At 45.8% G+C, this 24,842-nt stretch carries 20 protein-coding genes; 3 read left to right on the top strand and 17 right to left on the bottom strand.

Annotated features, from left to right (window positions below; all coding sequences use genetic code 11):
• Positions 1 to 170: 170 nt before the first annotated feature.
• The 6 genes from HMPREF3093_RS04510 to HMPREF3093_RS04485 all read right to left on the bottom strand — a co-directional run bounded on the left by HMPREF3093_RS04510 (position 171) and on the right by HMPREF3093_RS04485 (position 6,746).
• Positions 171 to 785, bottom strand: coding sequence for an ATP-binding cassette domain-containing protein (locus HMPREF3093_RS04510; RefSeq protein WP_070755803.1), 615 nt, complete (start codon positions 783 to 785; stop codon positions 171 to 173).
• Positions 782 to 1,465 (bottom strand): hypothetical protein, encoded by a 684-nt coding sequence (locus tag HMPREF3093_RS04505; RefSeq protein ID WP_143227654.1) that lies wholly within the window; start codon positions 1,463 to 1,465, stop codon positions 782 to 784. The genes HMPREF3093_RS04510 and HMPREF3093_RS04505 overlap by 4 nt, the downstream gene beginning before the upstream one ends.
• Before the next feature lie 149 nt (positions 1,466 to 1,614).
• On the bottom strand, positions 1,615 to 2,460 hold the full coding sequence (locus HMPREF3093_RS04500; RefSeq protein WP_070755801.1) for a hypothetical protein: 846 nt from the start codon (positions 2,458 to 2,460) through the stop codon (positions 1,615 to 1,617).
• A 1-nt stretch (position 2,461) separates the two neighbouring features.
• Positions 2,462 to 3,547 (bottom strand): hypothetical protein, encoded by a 1,086-nt coding sequence (locus HMPREF3093_RS04495; RefSeq protein WP_070755800.1) that lies wholly within the window; start codon positions 3,545 to 3,547, stop codon positions 2,462 to 2,464.
• 854 nt (positions 3,548 to 4,401) lie between these two features.
• The gene (locus tag HMPREF3093_RS04490; protein WP_143227653.1) at positions 4,402 to 5,139 is read right to left on the bottom strand and encodes an amino acid ABC transporter ATP-binding protein; all 738 of its coding nucleotides are present in this window, start codon (positions 5,137 to 5,139) and stop codon (positions 4,402 to 4,404) included.
• Complete coding sequence (locus HMPREF3093_RS04485) at positions 5,139 to 6,746, bottom strand: ABC transporter substrate-binding protein/permease (RefSeq protein WP_083316274.1); 1,608 nt, start codon at positions 6,744 to 6,746, stop codon at positions 5,139 to 5,141. Before HMPREF3093_RS04485 ends, HMPREF3093_RS04490 begins: the two co-directional genes overlap by 1 nt.
• Positions 6,747 to 6,945: 199 nt before the next feature.
• Between HMPREF3093_RS04485 and HMPREF3093_RS04480 the strand changes: the two genes are divergently transcribed.
• A complete protein-coding gene (locus HMPREF3093_RS04480) occupies positions 6,946 to 7,968 on the top strand; it encodes an LTA glycolipid anchor biosynthesis glycosyltransferase, IagA/BgsA family (protein WP_070755798.1) in 1,023 nt (340 codons plus the stop codon).
• Positions 7,969 to 8,328: 360 nt separating this feature from the next.
• On the opposite strand, the gene HMPREF3093_RS04475 is transcribed toward HMPREF3093_RS04480, so the two are convergent.
• The 8 genes from HMPREF3093_RS04475 to spxA form a co-directional block, all read right to left on the bottom strand.
• A complete protein-coding gene (locus HMPREF3093_RS04475) occupies positions 8,329 to 8,763 on the bottom strand; it encodes a hypothetical protein (protein WP_070755797.1) in 435 nt (144 codons plus the stop codon).
• 631 nt (positions 8,764 to 9,394) lie between these two features.
• On the bottom strand, positions 9,395 to 9,745 hold the full coding sequence (locus HMPREF3093_RS04470; protein ID WP_023392317.1) for a hypothetical protein: 351 nt from the start codon (positions 9,743 to 9,745) through the stop codon (positions 9,395 to 9,397).
• 16 nt (positions 9,746 to 9,761) lie between these two features.
• A complete protein-coding gene (locus HMPREF3093_RS04465) occupies positions 9,762 to 10,598 on the bottom strand; it encodes a Cof-type HAD-IIB family hydrolase (protein WP_070755796.1) in 837 nt (278 codons plus the stop codon).
• A 343-nt stretch (positions 10,599 to 10,941) separates the two neighbouring features.
• Positions 10,942 to 12,606 (bottom strand): hypothetical protein, encoded by a 1,665-nt coding sequence (locus tag HMPREF3093_RS04460; protein ID WP_070755795.1) that lies wholly within the window; start codon positions 12,604 to 12,606, stop codon positions 10,942 to 10,944.
• Positions 12,607 to 13,068: 462 nt separating this feature from the next.
• Complete coding sequence (locus HMPREF3093_RS04455) at positions 13,069 to 13,992, bottom strand: aldo/keto reductase (protein ID WP_070755794.1); 924 nt, start codon at positions 13,990 to 13,992, stop codon at positions 13,069 to 13,071.
• A gap of 44 nt (positions 13,993 to 14,036) precedes the next feature.
• Positions 14,037 to 15,530 carry a helicase HerA-like domain-containing protein gene (locus HMPREF3093_RS04450; protein ID WP_070755793.1) on the bottom strand — a complete coding sequence of 498 codons (1,494 nt, stop codon included), beginning with the start codon at positions 15,528 to 15,530 and terminating at the stop codon, positions 14,037 to 14,039.
• Between the two features lie 140 nt (positions 15,531 to 15,670).
• Positions 15,671 to 16,384, bottom strand: a complete 714-nt coding sequence (locus HMPREF3093_RS04445) for an adaptor protein MecA (protein WP_070755792.1) — start codon at positions 16,382 to 16,384, stop codon at positions 15,671 to 15,673.
• 126 nt (positions 16,385 to 16,510) lie between these two features.
• Positions 16,511 to 16,909, bottom strand: coding sequence for a transcriptional regulator SpxA (gene spxA / locus HMPREF3093_RS04440; RefSeq protein WP_035364812.1), 399 nt, complete (start codon positions 16,907 to 16,909; stop codon positions 16,511 to 16,513).
• Positions 16,910 to 17,214: 305 nt separating this feature from the next.
• On the opposite strand from spxA, the gene trpS reads away from it, so the two are divergent.
• Together trpS and HMPREF3093_RS04430 are read left to right on the top strand one after the other, a co-directional pair.
• Entirely contained in the window at positions 17,215 to 18,210 is a 996-nt protein-coding gene (gene trpS, locus HMPREF3093_RS04435) for a tryptophan--tRNA ligase (RefSeq protein WP_070755791.1), read from the top strand.
• A 69-nt stretch (positions 18,211 to 18,279) separates the two neighbouring features.
• Positions 18,280 to 18,744 carry a Fur family transcriptional regulator gene (locus HMPREF3093_RS04430; protein ID WP_023392324.1) on the top strand — a complete coding sequence of 155 codons (465 nt, stop codon included), beginning with the start codon at positions 18,280 to 18,282 and terminating at the stop codon, positions 18,742 to 18,744.
• A 97-nt stretch (positions 18,745 to 18,841) separates the two neighbouring features.
• On the opposite strand, the gene HMPREF3093_RS04425 is transcribed toward HMPREF3093_RS04430, so the two are convergent.
• The 3 genes from HMPREF3093_RS04425 to HMPREF3093_RS04415 are packed head-to-tail and all read right to left on the bottom strand — an operon-like array spanning position 18,842 to position 24,712.
• Positions 18,842 to 20,701: a beta-N-acetylhexosaminidase gene (locus HMPREF3093_RS04425; RefSeq protein WP_070755790.1), complete on the bottom strand. Its 1,860-nt coding sequence runs from the start codon at positions 20,699 to 20,701 to the stop codon at positions 18,842 to 18,844.
• Between the two features lie 5 nt (positions 20,702 to 20,706).
• The gene (locus tag HMPREF3093_RS04420) at positions 20,707 to 23,400 is read right to left on the bottom strand and encodes an alpha-mannosidase (RefSeq protein WP_070755789.1); all 2,694 of its coding nucleotides are present in this window, start codon (positions 23,398 to 23,400) and stop codon (positions 20,707 to 20,709) included.
• 19 nt (positions 23,401 to 23,419) lie between these two features.
• Positions 23,420 to 24,712, bottom strand: a complete 1,293-nt coding sequence (locus HMPREF3093_RS04415) for a glycoside hydrolase family 125 protein (protein WP_070755788.1) — start codon at positions 24,710 to 24,712, stop codon at positions 23,420 to 23,422.
• Positions 24,713 to 24,842 lie beyond the last annotated feature (130 nt).

The following is a 24,842-nucleotide window of genomic DNA, read 5'->3' as shown; positions in this document are numbered from 1 at the left end:
AAAGAGGATAGGAACAAGACATTCTCTAACCTCTTAAGAATCTATTATTTATCTCTATATGTGAATCTAGCACAAGACCATTCTCATCTACAAATTTCTGCCAAGATAGTAAGCAAAATCCTTAGGCATGAATGCACTAGGTTGGGGAACTATCCTCCCTCTACTTTGACTTACGACATATGAATAACCTGATCACTTAGAAGCTCAATATCTTGTTCTAGGTGAGAGGCTATGAGTATAAGCCGCCCTTTAGAACGGTAATCTAGCAACACTTGTCGAATGTTAGCGACTGACTGCTTATCCAATCCATTCATAGGTTCATCTAGCAAAATTACATCGGGAGATTCCATGAAGGCCTGAGCCAAGGCAAGCTTTTGCTTCATTCCTAATGAGTAGTGCTTGACCTTCTGACGCGAGTTCGGGTCGAGCCCTACTAGAGCTAGGTGCTCACGAATAGTCGCATCATCAATCTTCCCATTGATAAGCGCCAATTGCTTGAGATTATCAAAACCCGAATACGCCTCTAAGAACCCTGGCGTTTCAAGAATCAAGCCCAAACTTGGAAGAAACTGCATATCTCGACCTAGCACCTGACCATCAATGTCAATTTGACCACTAGTTAAAGGCTCCAGTCCACAGAGACATTTGAGAAGAACCGTTTTACCTGAACCATTATAGCCAACAACCCCATAAATTTTTCCACCTTCCAATGTTAGGCTAAGATCTTGGAAAACTATTTTTTGTTTAAATCGCTTACTGATGTTATGAACGTGAATCTTAGTCATTTGACACGCACCTTTCTGGTCTTGAGGCGAAAAGCAAGGATTCCCATAAGAATGATATAAAGGACTGCTAATCGAAGACAGACGTTCTCTAAGCTAGGCAGGCCGGAATGAGGCTCATACTTAATCTGATAAATACTAAGCCAGTTTAGAGGTGAAAGGTAATAGATCCAGTGACCTGACGCCAAAGAGAAAAATACCGACTCTACCACTAAGCCACAAGCCACCATCAAGCCTAGATTTTGGGCCAGTTGATTGAATGTAAGGATTATGAGACCTAATAAGATAACTAACAACCAAAAGAGTAACAATGTCTGGATTAGGGCAGCTCTTGGCGTGTAGTATTGGAAGGCAACCTCATGAGCCGCCCCCTCCAAATACTCCGTTGAGGTCACCCTCCCCTGAGCTAAGGCATTAAGCAAGCGCCCCCAAGAGTTCAAGTTCCAGTTGAGATGCGGTTGAATCAATGCCCATATTAAACCCACATTGAAAGCAACGAATACAGTACTACTAACCACCACATAAAGAACTTGACTTACTATCCAACGGACATACCCCAGTTTGAGCACTAGCCAGAACTGAAAACTATTGCGGAAAGGCAAGACACTAAAAAAGATAATTGCCCCTATCATGACAATAGCCACATACCAATAACTCCCCATCAAAACAGCGATAATACTCAAGGGATAAGTCTCCTGATACTGGGTTGCAAGACGCCTATAGGGTAAAATAATAATGAGACTATAGAGTAACAGGTAGAGACCTATTGGCAAAAGCCTCTTCCATGTCAACTGCTGTCGTAAATGAAGACTTAGGGCACGTAAGGTTCCCATTAAACCACCCCTTCTTTCTCGTAAAAGTGCCATTGGCGCTCGAGGGCTACCTTGATAGCCCAGGTTACTAGGAAACTGATAACTACGAGATAGCAATAAGGAAAAATAAGGCCAAAGATCCGACGTATGGCCTCGTTACCGAACTGAAAGTACTCCATAGCTTCTATTAAGGTATTATCAGCAGACAAGACTGAAGGCGGTAAAAGGAAGAATGGGACTACCTTCTCCAAACCAAATTCTGTAAAGAAGAACCACCAGACTACCGGCATCATATAGCTAGTCAATTTATTCGGATAGTAAACGGTCACCCAAACTCCTATTAATGCATAAAATGACAGCATCAAGCCAATACTACTTATTAGTTGAAGGTAAAAAATTAGGTGGTGTCCGTCAGCATATAGCCAATTGTTGGTCATCACCGTGACTACGGAGTTTGGCGTCTCGATAACAGATAGTGGGGCTCCAGTCAACAGATAGGCGAAGAAAAGTAATCCTGATAGGAATCCTATCCCATAGACTCTCAATAGAACGCGCCCCACCAAACCAAAAGCATAGCCACCATAACCGCCGCGCGTGAGCAAAAAAGGTAAGCGATTCTGACCGTAGTCCTCACAAAAAAGCGCTAAGGCGGCCTGGCTACCAGCCAAAAGGTAGGTTGCTATAGCCACTTTTTGGTTGAAAGCTGAGTAAAAATAAAATGCGACCGATTGTGGTTGGGATGTGCCTTTCATAATATAGAAATCCCTATAAGATACCATCATTGCAACTAGCACAATTGCGCCTACGCCGAACCAAATACGCCTATCTTGCAGAAAAGTTCGTACATAAAAGCGTATCTTACGCATCCTACTGCACCTCTTTCCAATTAAGTGGATTCAGATAAAACTTTTCTAGGCGATTTTCTTCCTTCGCAGTAACCGCAACAAGTGGTTGATAGCTTCGCGCTTCGTAGAGTTGCCCTTCATTTTGTTCAATAGGAAGGGGAGCATATTCTATTTGTATATTTTCGATATATACTGGATTTTCCAGTAAAGTCTCTTTGTATTTCTCTTTAATCGCCTCAATTGCTTGAGCGTAGCTGACTAATATTTGTTCACCCGCCTGAGTAGGGAGATAAACACCTAGCATGTCCGCATGAATAATTCCAGACTCAGTGATTGCAAACATAAAATTTGTACCATATGTCACGTTAAGTTGTCCGCGTGAACCTAACATGACATTTGAATCAATCACCCGGTACCCTTCAATCTTTGGATAGACACTAATTACACATAAATCCTCCGCTTGATTATCGTAGATGCTGAAATCTGTTCCTTCTTTCATGGGATTTTTTTTCATTTGAGGTAGATAGGCTTCCAAGGATTGTTTAGATACTGTCGCAATTACATAATCATAGTCAGAAAAGTTGAGCTGATAAATTTCAATGAACTTTTTGACTTTATCTAAAGCTTCATCACTTGAGAAACCAATACTATCCTTAAACTTGCTGTTATCTGAAGTGTTGTCCGCAGAATCTGCTAAAAGCGAGCTATATAGTGATACTAAAGGAGCTTTGGATTTATTATCTAGCGTAATCCACGTTCCATTTTTATTTACTAAAGCTTCCCCAGTCATCTGACCTAGAACTAATTGAGTGTGCGTACTACCATCTCCCGTGAGATTGCTCTCTTGAGCTCCTTCTCCCATCCACTCCATAAGTTTTTTAGTGGCGAACGCTTCATCTCCAGTCGAAACACCATATTGATATAGTTTAGTCTGGAAATCACGTTTTATATTGTCAGAAATATAAACTTTGGCTAGGAGTTCCTGATAACCATCCACTAATTGTGTATCCGCATTGGAAGAGCTTATGGACTCCTGCTTTTGTTCGTTCGAATAAGTACATCCAACACATAGCAAAACAGAACAAACTAAAGTAAATACACGTTTCATCACGTCACTCTCCATTTCTATATGGGAATAAAGCCATATGACAAAATATCATATGGCTTATATGTCTCTTAATTCATCCTAATTATTCCATCTATGCGCAAAGCGACCATAGTAAACTATCGTGCTTAGAAGCATTTAAATAATTGCGTCCATTACTTCCTACCATAACCAGTGCATTATCAACACCTTGGCTCCACACAATAATCATTGACAAACTCAACAATAACGCCAACAACAATTTTCCTCTTGAAAGACTTCTCAATCCGTTTTGTATCCGGATACAATTATAGCATACGTATTCCATAACTAGTTGTCAATCATTTTTAATTCAAATTAACTGTATATATACTGTGTAAATTATATTCTAAAACATAATTTATCCTTAGAAATTAAATTTCACATATATAAAATACGTTATATAACATTAATTAAATATAGTTTTTTGTGAATTGATATCCTATGTCTTTTGAAACAAAAATAATGGGTTTATGTGATTGGTACTAACAGCTTTTCAGCTCTATCGCAATCGTAATTAGGTTATCTCATTTTCTTGGCCTCTCACCTTCTGTCAAGATTTGCTAAAATCTGATAGCACCCTCTACCCAGTAGATGATTCATCGAGCTTTGCCAGGGGCGGGTGGGCCCAAGCTTAGCCCTCAGTGCCAAAAGGATGCCGAGCGTATGAGTTCCCCTGGGAGCTTTAGCGACCTAGGGGACCATAGATCGGCAAGGCGGAAGACATCCGCAGGATGGCTGCAGCCGGTCCCGCACTGAGGACTAAGTTGGAGCCCACCCACCCTAGGCAAAGCCAAGCACAAAAACAGGCGACTGGAAATCCAGTCGCCTGTGGCTTATTAACTGCGTAAGTAACGTTCCAAGAATTGTTGGGTCCGTTCTTCTTGCGGGTTGACGAAGAGTTGCTCTGGTGCGCCTTGTTCGGCGATGACCCCTTGGTCCATGAAGACCACGCGGTCGGAAACCTCACGAGCGAACTCCATTTCGTGGGTGACAATAATCATGGTCAAACCAGTGTGAGCCAATTCCTTCATAACCTTCAAGACTTCGCCGACCATCTCAGGGTCAAGTGCAGAAGTTGGTTCATCGAAGAGAATGACATCTGGCTGCATAGTCAAAGCCCGAGCAATGGCTACCCGTTGCTTCTGCCCCCCAGATAATTGGCTAGGACGGGCATGGACATAATCCCCCATGCCGACTTGTTCCAGGAACTTAGTAGCTAAGGCTTCGGTCTCAGCCTTGTCCTTACCTAGGACCTTGATAGGGCCGACGGTACAGTTAGCCAAGACATCCATGTTGTTGAAGAGGTTGAAGGATTGGAAGACCATACCGATATGGGTTCGGTACTTGTTGACGTCATGCTTAACGTCTAAGATATTCTCGCCCCGGTAAATGATTTCCCCACCACTTGGTTCCTCTAAGAGGTTAATACAACGCAAGAGGGTGGACTTCCCTGAACCTGAAGAGCCGATAATGGTTACGACTTCCCCTGCTTCAACGGAAAAATCAATGTCCTTGAGGACCGTACGGTCGCCAAAGGTTTTGCTTAAGTGTTGAATTTCTACAATCGCCATGATTAGGCCTCCTCTTTGAGCACTGCCACTTGTTGTTGGTTACCGGCAGCCAGTTGATCACTTGGGCGCCCGTCAATGCGTTTTTCAATGGCGCGCAAGAGTGATGTAATGGTAAAGGTTAAGATGAAGTAGATAACGGCCGTTACGAAGAAGGTCTCGAAGTAACGGAAGTTATTGCCGGCAATGGTCTTGGTCGTGAAGTACAATTCGCTGACCGAGATCACGTTGAGGACAGATGTATCCTTAACGTTGATGACAAATTCATTCCCGACAGATGGCAGAATGGTCCGGAAGACTTGTGGCATGACCACTTCTTTCATAGTTTGCCAGTGGTTCATCCCAATAGCACGAGCCGCTTCAAATTGGCCCTTGTCGATAGCATAAATCCCACCCCGAACGACTTCGGCAATGTAGGCCCCGGTGTTAATGGAGACAACCAGGAAGGCCGCCGACATAGGGGTTAATTTCCAGCCCCAGAGTAGGTCAGTCCCGTAGTAGAAGATCATAGCTTGAACGATCATCGGTGTCCCACGGAAGATGGCAATATAGGCATTGAGCAATAGGTTAGCAGCCTTCAAAATCCCATTATGGACTTGGCTCTTAGACTTAGGTATAGTCCGGATAATCCCGACGGCCAAACCAATCAGGAGACCGATTAAGGTACCGGTTAAGGATACCCAGAGGGTCATACCTGTCCCGGCCAGGTATTGACGCCAGTTCTGAGTGGCAATCTCCCAAGTACGAGCAAAGAAGTTATAATCTTCTGTGGCCGCTGCCTCGGTGCTGGTTTCTTCTTGGCCGTCAGCCGCTGGCTGGTTCTTAATGGCCTGGTCCATGAAGTCCTTACGTTGCTGATCTGTAATTTCCGCGATGGCCTCATTAATTTGGCTCATAAGTGGGCTTCCCTTCTTGACCCCGATAGAGACCTTGCGATCTTCTGGCGCCACTTGGAAGCTTGGATTAAGTTCTACGTAGGTGAATAGAGGGTTAGCGGCTGCCGCAGAGACAGCTTCTGGATATTCTGAGATGTAGGCATCTAACTTGCCCGCTTCTAAGGCCACTCGCAAGACAGGGAAAGAATCCTGTGCCTGCTCAACCTGAGCGTCCTTGAGTTGTTTCAACAAGTCATAGTGCAGGGTTCCTTGTTGGCCCGACACCTTAGCGCCCGCAAAGTCTTCTAAGGTCTTAGCTTGGGCGTAAGGCGAATCCTTGCGGACCACCATAACGAAGCGTGACTCATAATAAGACTCGGAGAAGTCAATCTCCTTAGAGCGTTCTGCTGTTGGCGACATGCCGGCAATAATCATATCTATCTTGTCCGATTGGACAGCTGGTAAGAGCCCATCCCACTCCGTCTTGACCACTTGGACTTCGCGGCCTAATTTTTCCCCAATCTTACGCGCAATTTGCACGTCGTAACCATTGGCGAATTCCTTGGAGTCCTTAATAGGTACAGCACCGTTAGCGTTGGTGGACTGTGTCCAGTTATAAGGCGGATAGCCCGCTTCCATCCCGATCAATAGGGGTTGAGTGTCTTGCTTCTTGGCGCCACACGCTACCATTATGAATGCAACGAAGGCTAATGCCAAGAATTTTAACGATTTTTTCATTTTTCTCACTCCTATTAATAGAATTATAATAATAAGTATACACCTTCAGAATCATTGTGCAAGATATTTTTAAGATGAAAGCGTTATTTATGGTTTAATTTTTTCAAATGTCCCTAGGATTCTCTCGGCCAAGCTTGCACTCTAGCTTCTATTACTATACACTTAAGGAAAGCAATCGCATTTTAAAGGAGGTTTCGGGGTGAAAGTCCTACTCTACAGTCAACATCTCGACAAGATCGCCAAATCTGGCCTTGGTAAATCAATTAAACATCAAATGAAGGCCTTGGAACATGCCGGGATTGACTACACCACCGATCCCAAGGACTCCTTCGATTTATTACATATCAATACCTACTTCCCCCAATCCATGCTCTTCGCCCGTAAATGTCGCAAGCAAGGCATTCCGGTCGTCTACCATGCCCATTCGACCATGGAAGACTTCCGTAATTCCTTCCGCTTCTCTAATCAGCTAGCGCCTATCTTCAAGCGTTGGCTCATGACTTGCTATCAGCAGGGCGATGTCCTCATTACACCTACGCCCTACTCCAAGCGTCTACTCGATTCCTATAATATGGGGCGGGAAATCTTCGTTCTATCTAACGGTATTGAACTAGAAAAATTTGCCCCTCAGCCTCAGGCGCGGGAGCTCTTCCGGGCGCGCTACGGACTGACCGAGCAAGACTTCGTCTGCATTGGGATTGGCCTCTACCTAGAGCGCAAGGGCATTCTAGATTTTGTGGAGTTGGCTAAGCGCCTGCCCCATATCCGCTTCATCTGGTTTGGCTATACGGATTTGAACCTAGTGCCGTCCGCTATTCGGGCTGCCGTCTCTAATCCACCAGCCAACCTGACCTTTGCCGGCTATGTTGACAATCAGGAGATTATTCAGGCCATGCAGGGCAGCGACCTCTACCTCTTCCCTACCTTGGAAGAAACCGAGGGCATTCCGGCCGTCGAGGCCTGTGCCGCCCATGCCAAATTCATCGTTCGGGACATTCCGGTCTTCGATGACTGGCTAACCGACCAGGTCAACGTCTACAAGGCTAAGGATGTCGATGACTTCGAGCGTCTGATTAGGGCTAGCCAAGCCCAAGAGCTACCTGACTTGACCCAGGCAGCCTATCCCGTGGCGGTCCAACGTGACCTATCGGTCATCGGCCAAGAACTAGGCCACATCTACGGCCATGCTATCCGTGCTAGCCAGGAGCGACAAGGATTATAAAATAAGTAAAGGGTGGGAGTTTCCCCACCTTTTTTCTATGCCCTAAACCGTGTGAGACCAGTCCCACTCGAGCCAAAAGACGGGGCTTGTGGTGGGACCGGCTGCAGCCAGCCTATGGCTGTCTTGCGCCTTGCCTCGCTATCGAATGGCTAGGTCACTAACCTTCCAAGCCCTTCTGATACGCGAGGCATCCACTACACCACAAGCCCGCTTTTGGACGTGGGGCTGGTCTCACACTGGACGATTGGCAAAATGAAGAAAGCTAAGTTGTATGCCTCTTGAAAAGCACCCCATAAGTTAGACATTAAAAGTCCAACTAATGGGGTGCTTTGCATAAAAGGCGAAATCTTATTTTCTAACTCAATTGTTTGCTCCTGGACCTTGTAAAATAACCGCCCCCTTATATAGAGCGTAGTAAATTGGGCCCAGTTGCCATATTTTAACCAAAGGGATATAACCATAGTAGTGATTTTTATTATAGTAAATGGTTTGAGGTGGCTGAGAACTAAAGAATCGAATCTCTTCTACCACAATAGAGGTTGGAAATGCGTCTCGTTTTTTGTCCTTCTTATCAGGAATATAGGCTGTCAAATCTTCTTCAATCGGCCGAACACCATTTGGATTTGCTCCCTTGTACCACTCTACAGCATATTCTTCACACCAAGATTCATGTGGCTTCTTAGGACAGCAACATAGGTTATCACCTGCTAATTGATTGGCTTGAACGTTTGAAGTCGAAAGACAAAAGAGCAGTAGAAACAAGAAAGTGAGTGGGGTCAAAATAAAACGTTTCATATTGCATTGCTCCTTTATATCTTGCATGCCTGATGACGACTTTATCCTAATCCTCCCTTCTCGAAGACATCGTCATCCAAATCCTATCTACACATTCATTATACATCCAGAAAATGCTTTCATCAACCTTCTTTATGCTTTTTGACAGTCCAGTGTGGGCCAAGCCCCACGGCCAAAAGACGGTGCTTGTGGTGTCCAGGATGTGGCGCCTATCTGAAGGGCCTGGAACGTCAGTGACTTAGCCCTTCGATAGCGACACAAGGCGGAAGACAGCCAAGGGCTGGCTGTAGCCGGTCCCACCTCAAGCACCGCCTTTTGGTTTAAGTGGGGTTTGGTACACACGCCTTTGAATACCTTCAACTTTGCCTCTGTCCCCTTTGACAGTCCAGTGGGAGCCCAGACCCACGGCCAAAAGAGGGTGCTTGTGGTGCCCAGGATGTGGCGCCTATCTGAAGGGCTTGGAAGCTCAGTGACTTAGCCCTTCGATAGCGTCGCAAGGCAGAAGACAGCCAAAGGCTGGCTGCAGCCGGTCCCACCTCAAGCCCCGCCTTTTGGGTTAAGTGGGGCTGGGCTCACACGTCTCTGGACACAGATAAAAAGGGTGGGAAATTCTTTTCCCACCCTTTCTATATTACCCCTCCGTCTGGCGGAGGTGGTCCACAAATTTATCCAGTTGATGCTTGTCCCGCGCCTTCTGGGCCTGAGAAATATTGCTAGGATTGAGGTAAATCCGTAGCTGTTCGACGTCGGCCGCATCATAGGCGACCACTGCCTCCCCTTCTTCCTCATTGTCCGAGACCCGAGCCACCCGGGCGAATTCCTGACTCAAGAGAGCCAACAAATCCTCGGCCACGGCTTCCCGTAAGACTTGATACATGGCGGCAAAGGGCGCCGGAATCATAAAGGCGTCAACCTGCACCAAGTCATCTTGGGCTTGCTCCTTGTGGGCTTTTTGCTTTCTTTTGCTTGGCTTTTTGGACACGGTCTTGCTCCTTTACTTAGCGACGATATTGGGCCAGGAAGGCCGCACTTGGGTCGGCCACTAGGGCTTCCAAGATATCAATCACTGCTTGCGATTCGTTATCGCCAATCTGATAACGGCAGATAGCCAATAAATCTGGATCGGCATTACCCATGGCTAGGCTATAATCGACCACTTCCATCATGGTCTGGTCATTGAGGCTATCACCAAAGGCCATGGTCTGACTGGCATCCGTCTGCAGATAGTCTTGCAGGTAGCGAATGGCCTTGCCCTTGCCCCCTTGAGGACTGAAGACATCAATCCAGCGACCACCACTAGTCACCGCATGCCCCTCTGGAAAACGCTCATTGAGAATGCGCGTCATGACCTTATTGTCAGCTACACTCCGCTTACTCATGACTGATAGTTGAAGAATAGCTTCTTCTGGATTGAGGTCACGGAAATTAGCCAAATGGTCAATATGCGGATGGTAGAGACGGAAATGATCCAAGGCATCCAAATCTTGAGTCACGGCATAGGAACCCCGGTCAGTCATGACCAGACAGAAGAAGTCCGAGAACTCATTGAGAAAGTCAATAATGGCTTCGGTCGTGTCGTAGTCTAAGGCACTATAATGGAGGCCTTGTTCTTCTACCATAATGGCATTGCCGTTAGTTGAGGCAAAGAGCAATTCCTGGCGCAGTTGCTGGTCAAAGTAGCCACGTAACTTAGGATAGCTATTGCCAGAGGCAATACAAACACGAGTTCCTGCTTCCTTCAGGGCATGAACTGCCCGCTCGAAGCGCTCCAAATCAAAGGACTTGTCCCCTCTTAAGAGGGTACCGTCCATATCCGTTGCGATTAGTTTTATCATACAATTAGCTCCTTTTTGAGTTAGGGGTGTGCAAAGGGCATTTAGGGTGTGCAACGGAACAGTTCTATTGGATAATAAATTATCTTAATAGAATACGCTTGCAACTATTTTGTGGACAAGCTAGTTCCCTTGCTACCTCCGTAGCGATATTTTTCGTTTATCGCTACTTCGTGTCGCACTTTGTAACGATTTATGTATACCCCTTTATTTCTTCAACCTGTCTAATTCTATTTATTGTACCATAAAACCAATGTTACTCTCCACAGAAAACAGCCAGATTATATTTCTATAACCTGACCATTTTTATTTTTTCTGTTACACTTCATTTTACAACTTACCCCGTTTAACTTTTGTTGTTTTCCTTTAATTTGTAAAAATGCGGTTTATTATCCTCAATAAATTTTTCGAATTCAACTCTTGTAAAATTTTTAATATTAAATTTTTCTGAATCTAATTCTCTATTATTACTCAACACATTTCGATTTTCAAACACATTTATCAACTCTAACTTTGCATAATCAATTTCTAGATTTAAAAGTTCAAACAGATCTCTTTTCTCCAATTCCAATACACTCAAAAGATTTATATGAGATTTATTTATTTTTTTTATTCTTTCTTGTTCTTTATGCATACCTAGAAAATTAAACGAGACATCCTGCCAATTTTTGTATTCTCCAATCAAAAGTACCTTACGGGAAGCATCAAAAAGAATAAAATCTACTTCTTTAGTTGTTCCCCTAGAATCTGGAAAATTAAATTTTTGCTCGAAATTCTTCACCTGAATTTGAATCCAAATGTTTTCACTAGTTAACTTACTATGTAGATTAACTAACCATTTTTCTGCATAGCTATTAGCAAGGTGCCTTGAAATTTTTTTACTTGATAATTCATGATTCCTTAAAAAATCCTGATTTAGTAAATTATTTCCTAACTTAATTGAATATGAAGCGATAGTCGCAAAATTAAAAAAATAATTATCTTGAATTTTTACGAGACCTTTTGCTGATACCTTACATTTATCACTAAATATAAACTCATATCTATCTTGTTTGTTATATTCTAAACAAATATCCGTTTTCAATAATGTTACCAAACCTTTATAAGTTAAAGTTCCTTTGGAAATATTTATTAGCTTTCGAAATTCATCTTTCCTACTACAAAAAACCATTTCAAGCGAATCCGGCTTAAACATAACATTAAAAGTATTCAGTACTTTTTTAGGACTAAAACCAAATTCCTCTTCATATAAACCATAAATTTTATTTAATTCACTATTTTTAACAGGATATGTAAAATCTTTAAAGGCTGCGTTAGTAGCTAGATCAACCATAAAATCTTTTGAATTATGATAATATAATTCTCCATTTTCCACATAAATGGTATTATCAGAAAAATCACTCTCTTTTTCTTTTGAAACCATTTGAAAAAAATTGAATAGTCTACATACTCCAAAAGAAAAATCTAAAATTTCTAAAAATTCTTTACCTGATGGTCTATTTAAACTTGATGCAGTTTGATTTTCTTCTATTCTAACTAAATTAACATTTACCAAAACATCTATAGCTTTCTTATTTATTCCTATGTAGCTAGAAAGAGTATCAAAAAGAATTCTTATATCTTCTTCATCATTATTATTGATAGAATTTAAACTTTTATATATTTTAGGAAAATAAAACTTAATTCCTTCTAAATCTATCTTCCCATTTAACTTAAGTATTGAAAGTCTAATTAATGGTGTAAAAAAAATCATTGCTTCTTCTATTACCAACCTAGGATCGAATTTTAATAATTTATCTTCTAGGTGACTAAGTCCATTTTCATATAACTCCTTTAAAAATTTATATGCTTCATTCTTATTTTGAAATATTTTTTTACTTGAAATGTCTTTTAAAATCTCCCTTTCTAAATTCGATTTCTTAGTACCAATTTCAACTAAACCTTTCATACCTAAGATAATATTCATAGAAAGTTCATCATCAATTAAATCTTGATAAAATTTTACATTCATCTGCTTCTCCTCATAGTTGTAGTTTTCTTACTAAAAACAGTCCCTCCTTCCAATCAAACATCATCATCTACAAATACTGATATATAATCCATTTGTGATTAAATTTTTCTTCTAGTCTACCATCAATAAGAAAATTGCTTTAGAGATTTCTATAAAATATACTTTACTTTGCCCTAATCAAAACTATTGAGTATGATGATTTAGTATCAAATTTAATTGCTGTTATAGGGGTCTTAAGTACATTCATTTAGAAAAATTCTTATTCTTATATTTTAACGATTACCAACTTTTTAACGTTTTAAATTTCAACCACTTGACATCAAACCATCTCATCACACCAAAATTTCTATCAAACATCCAATTCCTTTATTTCAATCTATTTAGAGCTTTTATTGTATTATCCACTTAATTCCCATTTCAATGGCGATTAATTTCATTGATTCTTGTCTCCTTCACACTTGATTAAGGGAGGCGATTGCCTGCACTCTTGTAGATGTCATACCATTCTTGGCGAGTCATTTGCACACGTTCAGCCTGGGCCAGCGCTTCAATCCGTTTTGGGCTCATGGTCCCCACAATGGGTTGGAAGCCTGCCGGATGGCGCAAGAGCCAGGCAATGACCATGGCTTCGAAGGCCACGCCATGTTGCTTAGCGCCCTGACTTAAGGTCTCGGTCAAGAGCTGATAGTCAGGATGGGTCATGAAGACTCCTTGATGCAAGTCTACCTGGAAGGGCGACCATGGTTGGATGGTCATGCCCTTAAGGCGGCAATAATCCAGAATGCCCCCATCACGGTTAATACCTGCGGCTTCTTGCATGTTGACATTGAGGCCGGCATCAATCATAGGCGTGTGGGCAGGCCCCAACTGCAATTGATTAATAATGAGGGGCTGGCTTACACTGGCCTGAAGTAGCTCTATTTGATAAGGGTTCTGGTTGCTGACGCCGAAATAACGCACCTTACCGGCTGCATGCAAACGATCGAAGGCGGCTGCCACCTGGTCCGGCTCCATCAGGGCATCGGGCCGATGTAGGAGCAAGACATCCAGATAGTCGGTCTTGAGGCGTTTGAGAATGCCGTCTACCGAATCCAAAATATGCTGGCTGGAAAAGTCAAAATATCCTTCCGGCAGGCGAATCCCACATTTGGACTGGATCAGCAGTTGATCACGCGGAATACCAAGTTCCTTCACAGCTTGAGCAAAGCGGACTTCCGACTCGCCCCGGCCATAGATATCGGCATGATCGAAGAAATTAATGCCGACCTGGCGGGCAGTCTCCAGAACCTGGCTAGCTTCTTGTAGCGAATGGGAGGCCATGCGCATGCAGCCTAGGGCGATGCGACTGGCTCCGGCTAAGTGACGACCAAGACATAAGGTTTCCATGATAGCGACTCCTTTATTGGCTGGCGTAGGAATAGGGCAAGGTCTTACTTCTTGAACATACCGGTAATCCCGCGGGATACTACACGGCCGACTTCACGACCCACTTGTCCGACTACATTTTTCATGAAACGATCCAAGAGATTGTCTGTCTTGCGACCACCAGTGCTAGTTGATTTCTTGCTAGTTTTTGCCACGTCTTCATCCTCCTCTTCTTCTACTTCTGCTGCCTCTTCGGCTTGAGCGGCTGCTAAGAGGGCCGCTTCCTGTTCTTGGGTTTGTTTGAGAATGACTTCATGGGCACTCTCACGGTCAATGGCTTCACCATACTTGTCATCCAATGGTGAGCTATTCATTAGGCTGGCCTTAACGGTTGGGTCGATGGTCCCTAAGAGACTTTGCGGTGGGTAAATGAGTACCCGGTCGGCCAGGCTAGGGCTCCCATCTTCCGTCAGGGTAGACACCACGGCTTCCCCTACCTTGAGTTCTTGAATGACCTTGGCTAGGTCTTGGTTGGCTTCTTGACGGAAGGTGTCCGCTACCGTTTTAACGGTTTTGAGTTCCTTAGGCGTAAAGGCCCGTAAACCATGCTGGATGCGGTTAGCCAATTGGCTGGCTACCTTGTCTGGAATATCGGTTGGGTTTTGGGTAATGAAGTAAACCCCGACCCCTTTGGAACGAACCAAGCGGACAATGAGTTCAATCTTCTCTAATAAGACAGCCGGCGCATCCTTGAAGAGGGCGTGGGCTTCATCGAAGAAGAAGACCAACTTAGGTTTATCCAAGTCCCCGACTTCTGGTAGGTTCTCATAGAGCTCGGCCAAGAGGGCCAAAAGCACAGTGGCATACAAGGTTGGTTGGTTGAAGAGCTGTTCCGCATTGAGGATGTTGACAATCCCTCGACCGTCGCTGTCTTGGCGCATGAGGTCAGCAATCTCTAAGCTTGGCTCACCAAAGAACTTGGCTGCCCCTTGTTGTTCTAAAATTACCAAAGAGCGTAGAATCGCCCCAACGGAACGTGCTGGAATGTTACCGTAGTGTTGGCTTAATTCGCCAGCATGAGCGGCCACATAGTTAAGCATAGCCCGCAAGTCCATGAGGTCAATCAGCAAGAGACCTTGCTTATCGGCCACATCGAAGACCACGTTGAGAATGGATTCTTGGGTTTCATTGAGGCCCAAGAGACGGGTTAACATGACAGGCCCCATATCGGAGACGGTCAAACGCAAAGGCGTCCCGTTCTCGCCTTTGACATCCCAAAGTTGTACAGGATAAGAACTTGGTTCATAGTTCTCACGACCTGTCTGAGCCAGACGCTCGCTGACGTCTGTATTGTTGGCTTGAGCCAAGGACATAAGGTCCCCCTTGATATCAGAGAGGACGACTGGAATGCCTTCTTGGCTTAGCAATTCGGCCAAGACCTTAAGGGTCACGGTCTTACCGGTCCCTGTCGCACCGGCGATAATGCCGTGACGGTTTAATTTATCAAGGCGAAGTTGCGCTGGATGCGCCCCCTGCCCGAAGGTGATGACTGAAGTCATGCTCTTTCCCCCTTTTTTCCTGATGACACTGGACAGTCTTCGCCCAGTTGCCCATTCTACTCTTATTTTAACATATCCATAGCCCGTAAGCGACCACAAAAAAACCGTCTACAGGTAAAACCTGTAGACGGCAGTCAATCTTAAAATTGTGCGAAGAATTCCAAGGCATCTCCCGCTTGCAAGAGTTCCCCGTGTTCCTTCAAGATGGCTTCCTTGACGGTGGCTTCTTCCCCAAATTCCAGCATGAAGAGGAATTGTTGGTAGAGGCCGTCTGGTTCATAATCACCAATCACATCGCTCAAGACCAGATAGTAGGCGTCATTGTAGCGATAGAGGCTATTTTCAACTGGGAAGTCCCGTAGTTGACGTGCCAACTTGAGGAAATCATCCAAGCTATCGAAGCAGACAATCTCGGGCCCTACAGGTTCTTCTTGATCCTGGGCCTGTTCAATCTCGGCTTCAATCTCCTTGGTCAAGCCTTCTAGGACTTCTAGCTTCTCATTGACGCTGAGATCTTCTTGATCTTGGGCTTGTTGCTTATCTTTTAGGGCGGATTTACGACGGTCCAAGAGACGTTTGAGGACTTCGTTCTCCAGCAAATCTTCTAGGCCATTACCACTGCTACGGCTAATGTAGAGTTCGAGGCCTCGATCGGATGGGATGACATGGAAAGTGACGGAATCAGATTCCGCGAATTGGTTCTCTACGTCCACCTCTTCCAGGATGGAGTAGAAGAATTGCTCAATGCGGGCGTGGTTGCTAATCAGTTCTAAGAAGTTAATCCCTCGTTCTTCCAGATCTTCCGGCATAATCAAGACTTTGATTGTATCCTCATTGATACGTTCCATTTCCATAGTAACACCTCCTCTATTTCTTCATTATACTAAACTTTAGGCCAAGACGCTATCCTAATGTATTGTCCTAAGGGAAAAGAAAGGCGAGGCAGAAACAAGGTTCCGGCCTCACCTAGACTCTATTCATTACTCATTGACTAAGGCTTGCACCTTACGCAATTCCAAGGCACGCACTTCGCGTGGCAAGAAACGACGAATTTCATCTTCATTGAAGCCGATTTGCAGGCGTTTCTCGTCAATCATGATTGGACGACGCAAGAGACCTGGTTGCTCTTGCACAATGCGATAAAAGTCATTCAAGGATATTTCGCTAATTTCAATATTTAAGTCTGAATATGCTTTGGAACGGGTTGAGACGATATCTTCTGTCCCTTCTTCTGTCATACGTAAAATATCTTTAATTTCTTGTAGAGACAGTGGTTCCGAAAAGATATTACGTTCTGTGTAGGGAATTTGATGTTCTTCCAACCAGGCGCGGGCCTTACGGCATGAAGTACAACTTGGGGTCGTATATAACGTTACCAAACTAATCACTCCTTTTTTCAATAACCACTACGATTACTACTCTGCTATTATACTACCCCTAGCCCCTGATTACTATACTTTTTTTGAAATTTAACAATAAATCATACTTAAGACCGAGATTAGTTCATAGCTGTAAACAAAACTTCACAAAAAATTCATATACTCTTAGGGAATTCTTTAAAAGTCCTTGTTCAATCTCTCCTCTGCCTTCTTTTGCCAGGCGAGCGCCACATTGCTTTTGTCAATTAAGTGAAACTGCGTTATAATAATAGTAGCGAAACTAAGAGAGAATGAGGCTCGATTTGATGAAAGCAAAAATTTTTTCTGGCGTTCAACCTACTTCGGTTCCAACTATCGGGAACTACGTTGGAGCTATGCGCCAATTTGTTGAATTACAAGATGACTATGACGCTACCTACTGTATCGTCAACCAGCACGCCATTACCGTGCCCCAAGAGCCAGCCAAGCTCCACCAAACAACCCGTGAGCTAGCGGCCCTCTATCTAGCCCTAGGGATTGACCCTAAGAAGGCAACCATTTTCGTTCAGTCTGATGTCCCAGCCCACACGCAAGCAGCTTGGATAATTCTCTGTACGACCGGCTTGGGCGAATTGGAACGCATGACCCAATTTAAAGATAAATCCACCAAGCAAGAAAGTGTCAATGCTGGCTTGCTCTGCTACCCTGCCTTAATGGTGGCAGACATTATTCTCTATGATGCTGCCTATGTACCGGTGGGCGAAGACCAGAAGCAACATTTGGAGTTAACCCGTAACTATGTGGACCGCTTCAACCAACGCTACGGCAAGGGCAAGGAGCTCCTAGTCAAACCTGAAATCATCACCCCTAAATCCGGTGGCCGGGTCATGAGTCTGCAGGACCCATTCAGCAAGATGAGCAAGTCCGATACCAATGCCAAGGCGACCATCTCCCTCCTAGATGATCCTAAGACCATCCTGAAGAAGATGAAGAGTGCCGTCACTGACTCGGTTGGCCAAGTCAATTACGACCGTGAAAATCAACCAGCTGTCAGCAACCTGCTGGATATTTTCTCTGCTTTTTCTGGCCGTTCGATCGACTCTCTGGTGGCTGAATATCATGAGGCTGGCTATGGGACCTTTAAGCAGGCCATTGCCGACAGCATTATCGCGACCCTAGAGCCCATCCAAGCGGAATATCATCGTCTCTTGACTTCTAGCACCCTAGACGACATCTTGGCCGACGGAGCTAAGAAGGCCAACGAACAGGCTAACAAGGTCCTAGCACGGATGGAGAAGGCAATTGGCTTGACTTATCGCTAAAATTTGTGCTACAATTTTATATGTAGTAGATTGTTTTAATTATCAATAAATAAAAGGAGGTGACCCAAAATGGAATATGTAACTGATGTCGCTAAAGAACTGGAACAAGTTGTTGCCCAACTTAAGAATAAGCACATTCGGATGACGCCGCAACGTCGCGCCATTCTATCCTATATGATTCAGACACACAATCACCCTACCGTGGAAGAAATCTACCATGATCTCTTACCCGACTGGCCAAGCCTTAGTCTTGCGACTATCTATAATAACCTGTCTTTCCTAGTCAAAGAAGGTTATGTCAATGAGATGAAATTCTCTGATGTCACCAGTCGTTATGACTACATGGGCCTAAATGGCTACAACCATCAGCACATTATCTGTGAACGCTGTGGGAAAATTGCGGACTTCGCTATGACTAAGTTCCCAGATCCAACCGAAGACGTCCATAAACAAACCGGCTATACAACCAACCGGACTAAAGTCGAAGTTTACGGTGTCTGCCCAGACTGCCAAGGTCGCATCCGCGCCTGGTAATCACAGACGAAATCAAATGACGAGGACTGAGTCCTCGTCATTTTTGTATTCATAAAGCCAAAGGCAAGGGGCATTCCCTTGCCTTTTTTGTCTGATGCTACCAGGTCATACGGGACCGCGACATGGTCCGTAGGGCGCGGTTGTAGTTGACGGCTGGTTTGAAGCCACTTTGGTCGTTTGGCAGCGGATTGAGTCGTGCTTCCTCCAACTCTGGCAGACTGTCAAGGCGGCCTGACAGATAATCCTTCAAGCGCGAAATGACCGCTTGCGTCCGGGTCATCAGCCCGCCAATCCGATATTCTAAGATTTCCAAGCCAAATGGGTTGGCTTCTTGTAACCAGACTTGACGACGACTTTGCAGGACGCGGTCGTAGTCCGCAATCAGTTGTGGCAAGCGACCGTGAACGAGGTCAGCTAGCGTCTGACGGTCGTGGGCATGATAGGCCTGCCAGATTAAGTAAGGCAGGTTCCATTTGTTGGCCAAGCAGAGGGCATAGTCGCTATAGAACTGGTTGACAGCTGGGTTGCCACCCTCCATAGCATCGAAGTCAACGGCTAATTTGGCCATACGGGCCCCATAGTCCACATCCATGGACTCAATTTGTGGCATAAACATCGGCAGTAGCAAATCTTGATAGAAGAAGTATTTAGAAGGCGTCACATCAATGCCTGCTAATTGATCCCATTCTGGCAACAAGTCTAATTCCCCTTGCTTGAGCCAGTCGGATAGGGATAAGCCGGTGAAGAAGCTTAGCCATTGGCTAAACTCCTCTTCTACATAGTCAGCATGGCTGTCTAGGTAAGAATAGAGGACCAGGCCGAAGACGGCCACTTCAAATGGTGACTCAGAACTATCGTCACCCCAGGCAGTCGCCATGACTTCCTGGATGCCGGTTTGGCGGGCCGCTGCTAGGCCGGCCAGGCTAGCCACCAAGGTCTTACGGTGGTGCGGTGTGTAACCCGTCCAACGCCAGGCCCCACCAGCAAAGCTGACTTGAGCCCCTAAACTACGGCGTTGGGCGATTTTATCCAAGTAAGCTTGGGTGGTATGTTGGTAGTAATCCCAGTACATGAGGCTGATGCCCTCAGGAATGTCGATTTTCTCGTCTTCTCCCACTTGGTTATACCAAGAGAAGAACATGTCATCCCAAATGATTGGTTCTAGGTCATAGCGGTCACAGAGGGTCTTCATACGGGCTAGGTGGTCCAACATAATGTCAGTCTTGGCTCGCAAGCCCACTTGATCCAGATAATGGCCTCGCCCTAGGTCATAGGCTTCATCCATGCCTAAGTGAATGCGCTTGGTTGTAAAACAAGAAGAGAGAGAGGCCAACATTTGGTCGATTAAGGTATAGGTCTCTTCCCGCCCTACGTGGAGGACGTCAGCCAAGTCTGCATATTGACTGTTAATATGCTCCCATTGGAAGAACTGGTTGAGGTGGGCCAAGGTCTGTACACAAGGCACCAATTCAATACCCAAGTCCTGGGCGTAAGCATCCAATTCACGCAAATCGGCCTGGCTATAACGCCCTCGGAAGGCCCCAAAATAAGGTTGCTCCGGAATTTCATAGACATCTTCCATATAGAGCATATACCAACTGTGGCCTAAGACGGCCAAGCGTCTTAAGAGGGACTTAACATAGTCCACCTTGGCAACGGCATTGCGGGAGTTATCCAGCATGAGGCCATTACGGCTGAAGCTAATGGGCTGACTAAAGCTGCTGGTCTGACCAGCTTGCTGGCGCATATTCCAGAGGGCCAAGCCATGGAAGAAATGTGGTAGGTCAGGTGCCACAATGAGGACGCCCTCCCCTTGGTGAGATACTTCTAACTTGCCCGCTGGGCCCGCTTGATAGTCAACCAGGCGGCCATCAGGTGCTAGGGATAGGTCTAATTCTGCTTCTAGACGCTGAACCTTGTCGCGCAAGGCCGCATCTTCAATCCAAATCTTAGTCATAATACTTACCCTTTCTTAAGGCGATAGGTCTTGATTTCATAAGGCGCAATCAGCGAAGAGGTCGCCTCTAGGTCCTCTTCTAAGAGGTTGACCGATTGCAACTTGCTAGGTAGATAAGGTGCTAGGTCGAGCGTCTCTGAAGCATGGCTGACTAGGCGGAGAATCCAATCTTGGCTATCGTGGGCCTGCTTGAAGGCCGTCACTTCGATGCCTCTTGGCAGGTCATTGACCTTGACTGGGCTAGCTTGCCAGTCAGCCAAATCTTGGCCTAGGCTAGCTTGCTTAACCAAGAGTGGGATGAAGATGGAAGACCCGGTCGCAAAGCTTTGGCTTAACTGATCTTGGCCTTGCCAGAATTGGAGGTAGGCACTGGCTTCGTAATCGCCCAGACATTGGGCTTCCGGTGTTGGGAAGTAACCCCAGTCCCCTAATTCGCCAGTGCAACGCAAGCAGGTCAGATAGAGATAAGTCGCCTGGTCGTCGGCGGTCACTTCATATTCAGGTAGCCCCTGTACGCTCACGGTCAAACCTTGACTCTCCCCAATGGCCACATTGCGGTGTAGGGCTTGTGGGTTGCTTGGGTTACGCCATTCAGGTGCCACATGGTTAGAGCGCCAGAGCCATTCATAGGCAGAGTCGACAAAGTGGCGATCCGTGCGCTCAGGCAGCTTGAAGCCCAATCGTACCCGATGATCCAAGACCTCATTGTGCCCTTCTAGGCGGATGGCTAGGCCCCGTGATTGAGGGGTGAGGCTATAGGTCACGAAGATTTCAACCGGTACTGTCTCGTCAGCCCGACCAATTTGGCGCTCGACCACATCGATGACTTGTTTTTGCGCCTCTAGTAAGGCATAGTCAGCCGAAATTGGCACTTGAAGTTGATAGCCTAGGACCAGATGATCGGCCAAGCCATCATGGATGACCCGGGTGCTAATGAGAGCGTCGGCTTGGGTCAAAGATTGGCCTAAGGATTCGCGGAAAATATATTCATTGCCCACATCCCCGGTCTCTTCTAAGAGACCTTGATCTTCATAGACCTTGCCGGTCACCTTATCGGTGATGGTAACAGAGCCGTTGGCTGCAAGGGCCACTTTGAGGTAGTCATTCTCGATTAACTCCTTGTCTTGGGCTCCACCTTCTAGTTCCAGGTCCTCTGTCTTAGGTACCAGATAGTACTCAGCCAAGGACATAGCTGGCACGGTGGCTAGCCATTCCACTTCTAATTCACGTGCGAAGTAGGCTCGGCGGAAGCGGTCATCTGGTAGGTCATAGTCGAAGTTAGCCCCTAGGTCCACAATGGTGGCAGGCACGACTTGACCTTGGCCATCCACTAATTGGTAGTCTTCAATGGCTAATTCCGCCATACGTTGATAGGCTTCTTTAACTGGATATTGACTGAAGAAGGCCCGGTCTAAGACGACTTTGCTGACTAGACGACCTTCCTTGAGGCAATTGCTTGGATTCCATACCTGCAAGACATAAGGCTGGTCTGGCAAACGATTTGGCGCCTTGACCTGCTGAGCCAAGAAGTCTAGGATGCCTCGCACTAGGGTCTGGCTAGCCGCTTCAACGGCTTCAAAGCGGGACACCATGCCCCGGTGAACTTCGTCGATACTACAGCCACAAATGCTGTCATGAGGGTAGTTCTGCAAGAGGGTCTTCCAGATAAAGTCAATTTTATCGCTTGGGTAGACGTAGCCGTAGCGGCTAGCTAAGGTGGCCAAAGGCTCTAGAACTTGCTCCAAGTAGTCAGACAGACGAGCTGAATACTGCTTGAGGTAGAGACGGGAAGAAGCGGTGTTGGCCAAAGTATACCAACCATCGGTTGCTTGCGAACGTAATTCCCCTTCCACCACACTTAATTGTGGTTGATTGCTTGCTAGACTCGCTTCTAGGGCTTCTTGATAGAGGGTAAAGTTAGAGTGGATAAATTCATAGTCTGGGTAGAGCTGGTTGGCCAAGGCAATGGCTTGGGACAGATCAGTCTGGGCAGGTTGGTGGTCACAGCCATTAAGCATGAGCAACTGGTCAGAGACCGCATAGCGCTCAGCATCGGCTAATTTCTTATCCCAGAAGACTTTGGCTTGCTCAGGATCAGCAGGGATTTCATTGCCGTTACTATACCAGTTAGCGAAGAGAATCCCCAGGACATCCGAGCCATCTGGACTCTTCCAGGTAAGCTCTGAGAAGGCCGACTTGAAGCTACCTTCTTCAAAGGTCTGGTTATCAAAGCCCGTTGGTTTGACCCCGCGACCAAAGGCCGCCACAGACATGCCCATGCCACGAGTGATTTGTGGAGTTTGGCCGGTTAGGCCGAAGGTATCCGGATAGTAACCTAATTGTTCGCCCTTAACCCCCCAGCGTTTGAGATCCTGATAACCAATCAGACCGTTACGAACCGTTGCCTCGCCACTAATCAGGAAGGCATCCTGCAAGATATAGAAGGGCCCAATCCGTAATTTACCGGACTGAACGGCCGCCTTAAGGCGCGCTTCTTGATGGGGACGAATTTGTAGATAGTCGGCCAAGGTGATAGTCTGGCCATCCAGGTGGAAGTAACGGTAGTCTGGATCTGTGTCGAATAGGTCTAGGACTTGATCAATCAAGTCGACTAAACGTAGGTGGTGTTCTTCAAAGGGAAGATACCATTCCCGATCCCAGTGGGAGTGGGAAATGATATGAACGGTTTTCTTGCTCATTTTATTGCCTCATGTCTTTCTAGCGTTTAACGCGAATATCGAAGTAGTCTAAGAGGAGTTCGCAGAACATCATATTAGACCAGGAGAACCACTCCCGGGTGTAACGACTGTCATCGTCCACGTGGAAGGATTCGTGCATTTGGTTAGTGCCGGCGTCCGTATTGACCAGCAAGTCTAAAATCCGAGCCTTCTCTGCCTTATGGCTGGTCGTCAAGCCTTCCATAGAGAGGGAAATTGGCCAGATATATTGATCCCAGGTATGGGAGGAGCCCAAGCCACTAGCTAATTTGCCACTGTAGTAGTAAGGGTTCTCTGGCGACAGAACGGTCTGGCGTGTGGCTACATAGATCGGATCATCTTCTGAACAGAAGCCTAGGTAAGGCAGGGAAAGTAAGTTTGGCACATTGCCATCATCCATGATGCTGGCATTGCCTAAACCATCCACTTCGTAAGCATAGACTGCTTGACCTTGGGCGTTTTGAATAATCCCATAACGCTCAATGCCGGCCTGGATTTGATCCTTAAGGGTAGCCGCTAGTTCGATTTCTTCTTGGCTCAAGCCCAAGAATGGCGCCAATTCTGCCACATAGCCCAAGACCACGCTGGCAAATTGGTTGGATGGCACCAGGTAGTGGTAGGTGCAACGGTCATCACTTGGCCGGAAGCCAGACCAGGTCATGCCGGTGTAGCCAACGGGTGAGCCCTTGCCATCAAATGGTAGGGTATCTTCTTGGCGGTCGGTGTCACGCACAAAGCGATAAGGACTAGACCCTGCATGGTCTTGCTCTGTGCGCCAGAGGTCTAGAATGGTCACCAAACCCTTGCGGACAGTCTCTGTTAAGTGGTCGGTCCGGCCACTATTGACATAAAGTAGGTAAGCTAACTGAATGGCATAGGCCAAGCTATCAATTTCGTATTTGCGCTCCCAAATCCAGTCATTCATTTGTGTGTGGTCGGTCGCTCCGTGGCCTTGGCCATTTGGTTCTTGGTTGAAGGCATTGGTATAAGGGTCAATTAAGATATAGCCAAATTGGCGCTCGACTAAACCGGCAATCATGTCGTAGATGTCCTCGTGCTCCTTGGCTAAGACTAGGTAAGGCCGTACTTGTGCGGTCGAGTCACGCAGCCACATAGCCGGGATATCCCCGGTCACCACGAAGGTGCTGCCATCTTCTAGGCGTTCGATGGTGGTCTCTAGGGTATTTAAGAAGCACTCATGAAAGACCTCAGCCCAACGGGGATTGACTGCCCGGGCTTGATCACAAATCTTTTCCATATATTTTTTTAATTCAGTTGATACTGGCATTGCCATTTTTCTTCCTCCTCATCACGAATCGAGTCTCCTCTATCCTCTATTATTGCTAAGCGCTTACCCTAAATCAAGTCTTGTCACAGACTTCTCTATTTTTTGCTAAAACAACTATAATTTGTTAATATAAGCC

It is taken from the genome of Abiotrophia sp. HMSC24B09 (assembly GCF_001815865.1).
Lineage (GTDB): Bacteria > Bacillota > Bacilli > Lactobacillales > Aerococcaceae > Abiotrophia.
Note: the sequence above shows the minus strand (reverse complement) of the source record. Positions and strands in the feature narration are given on the sequence as shown.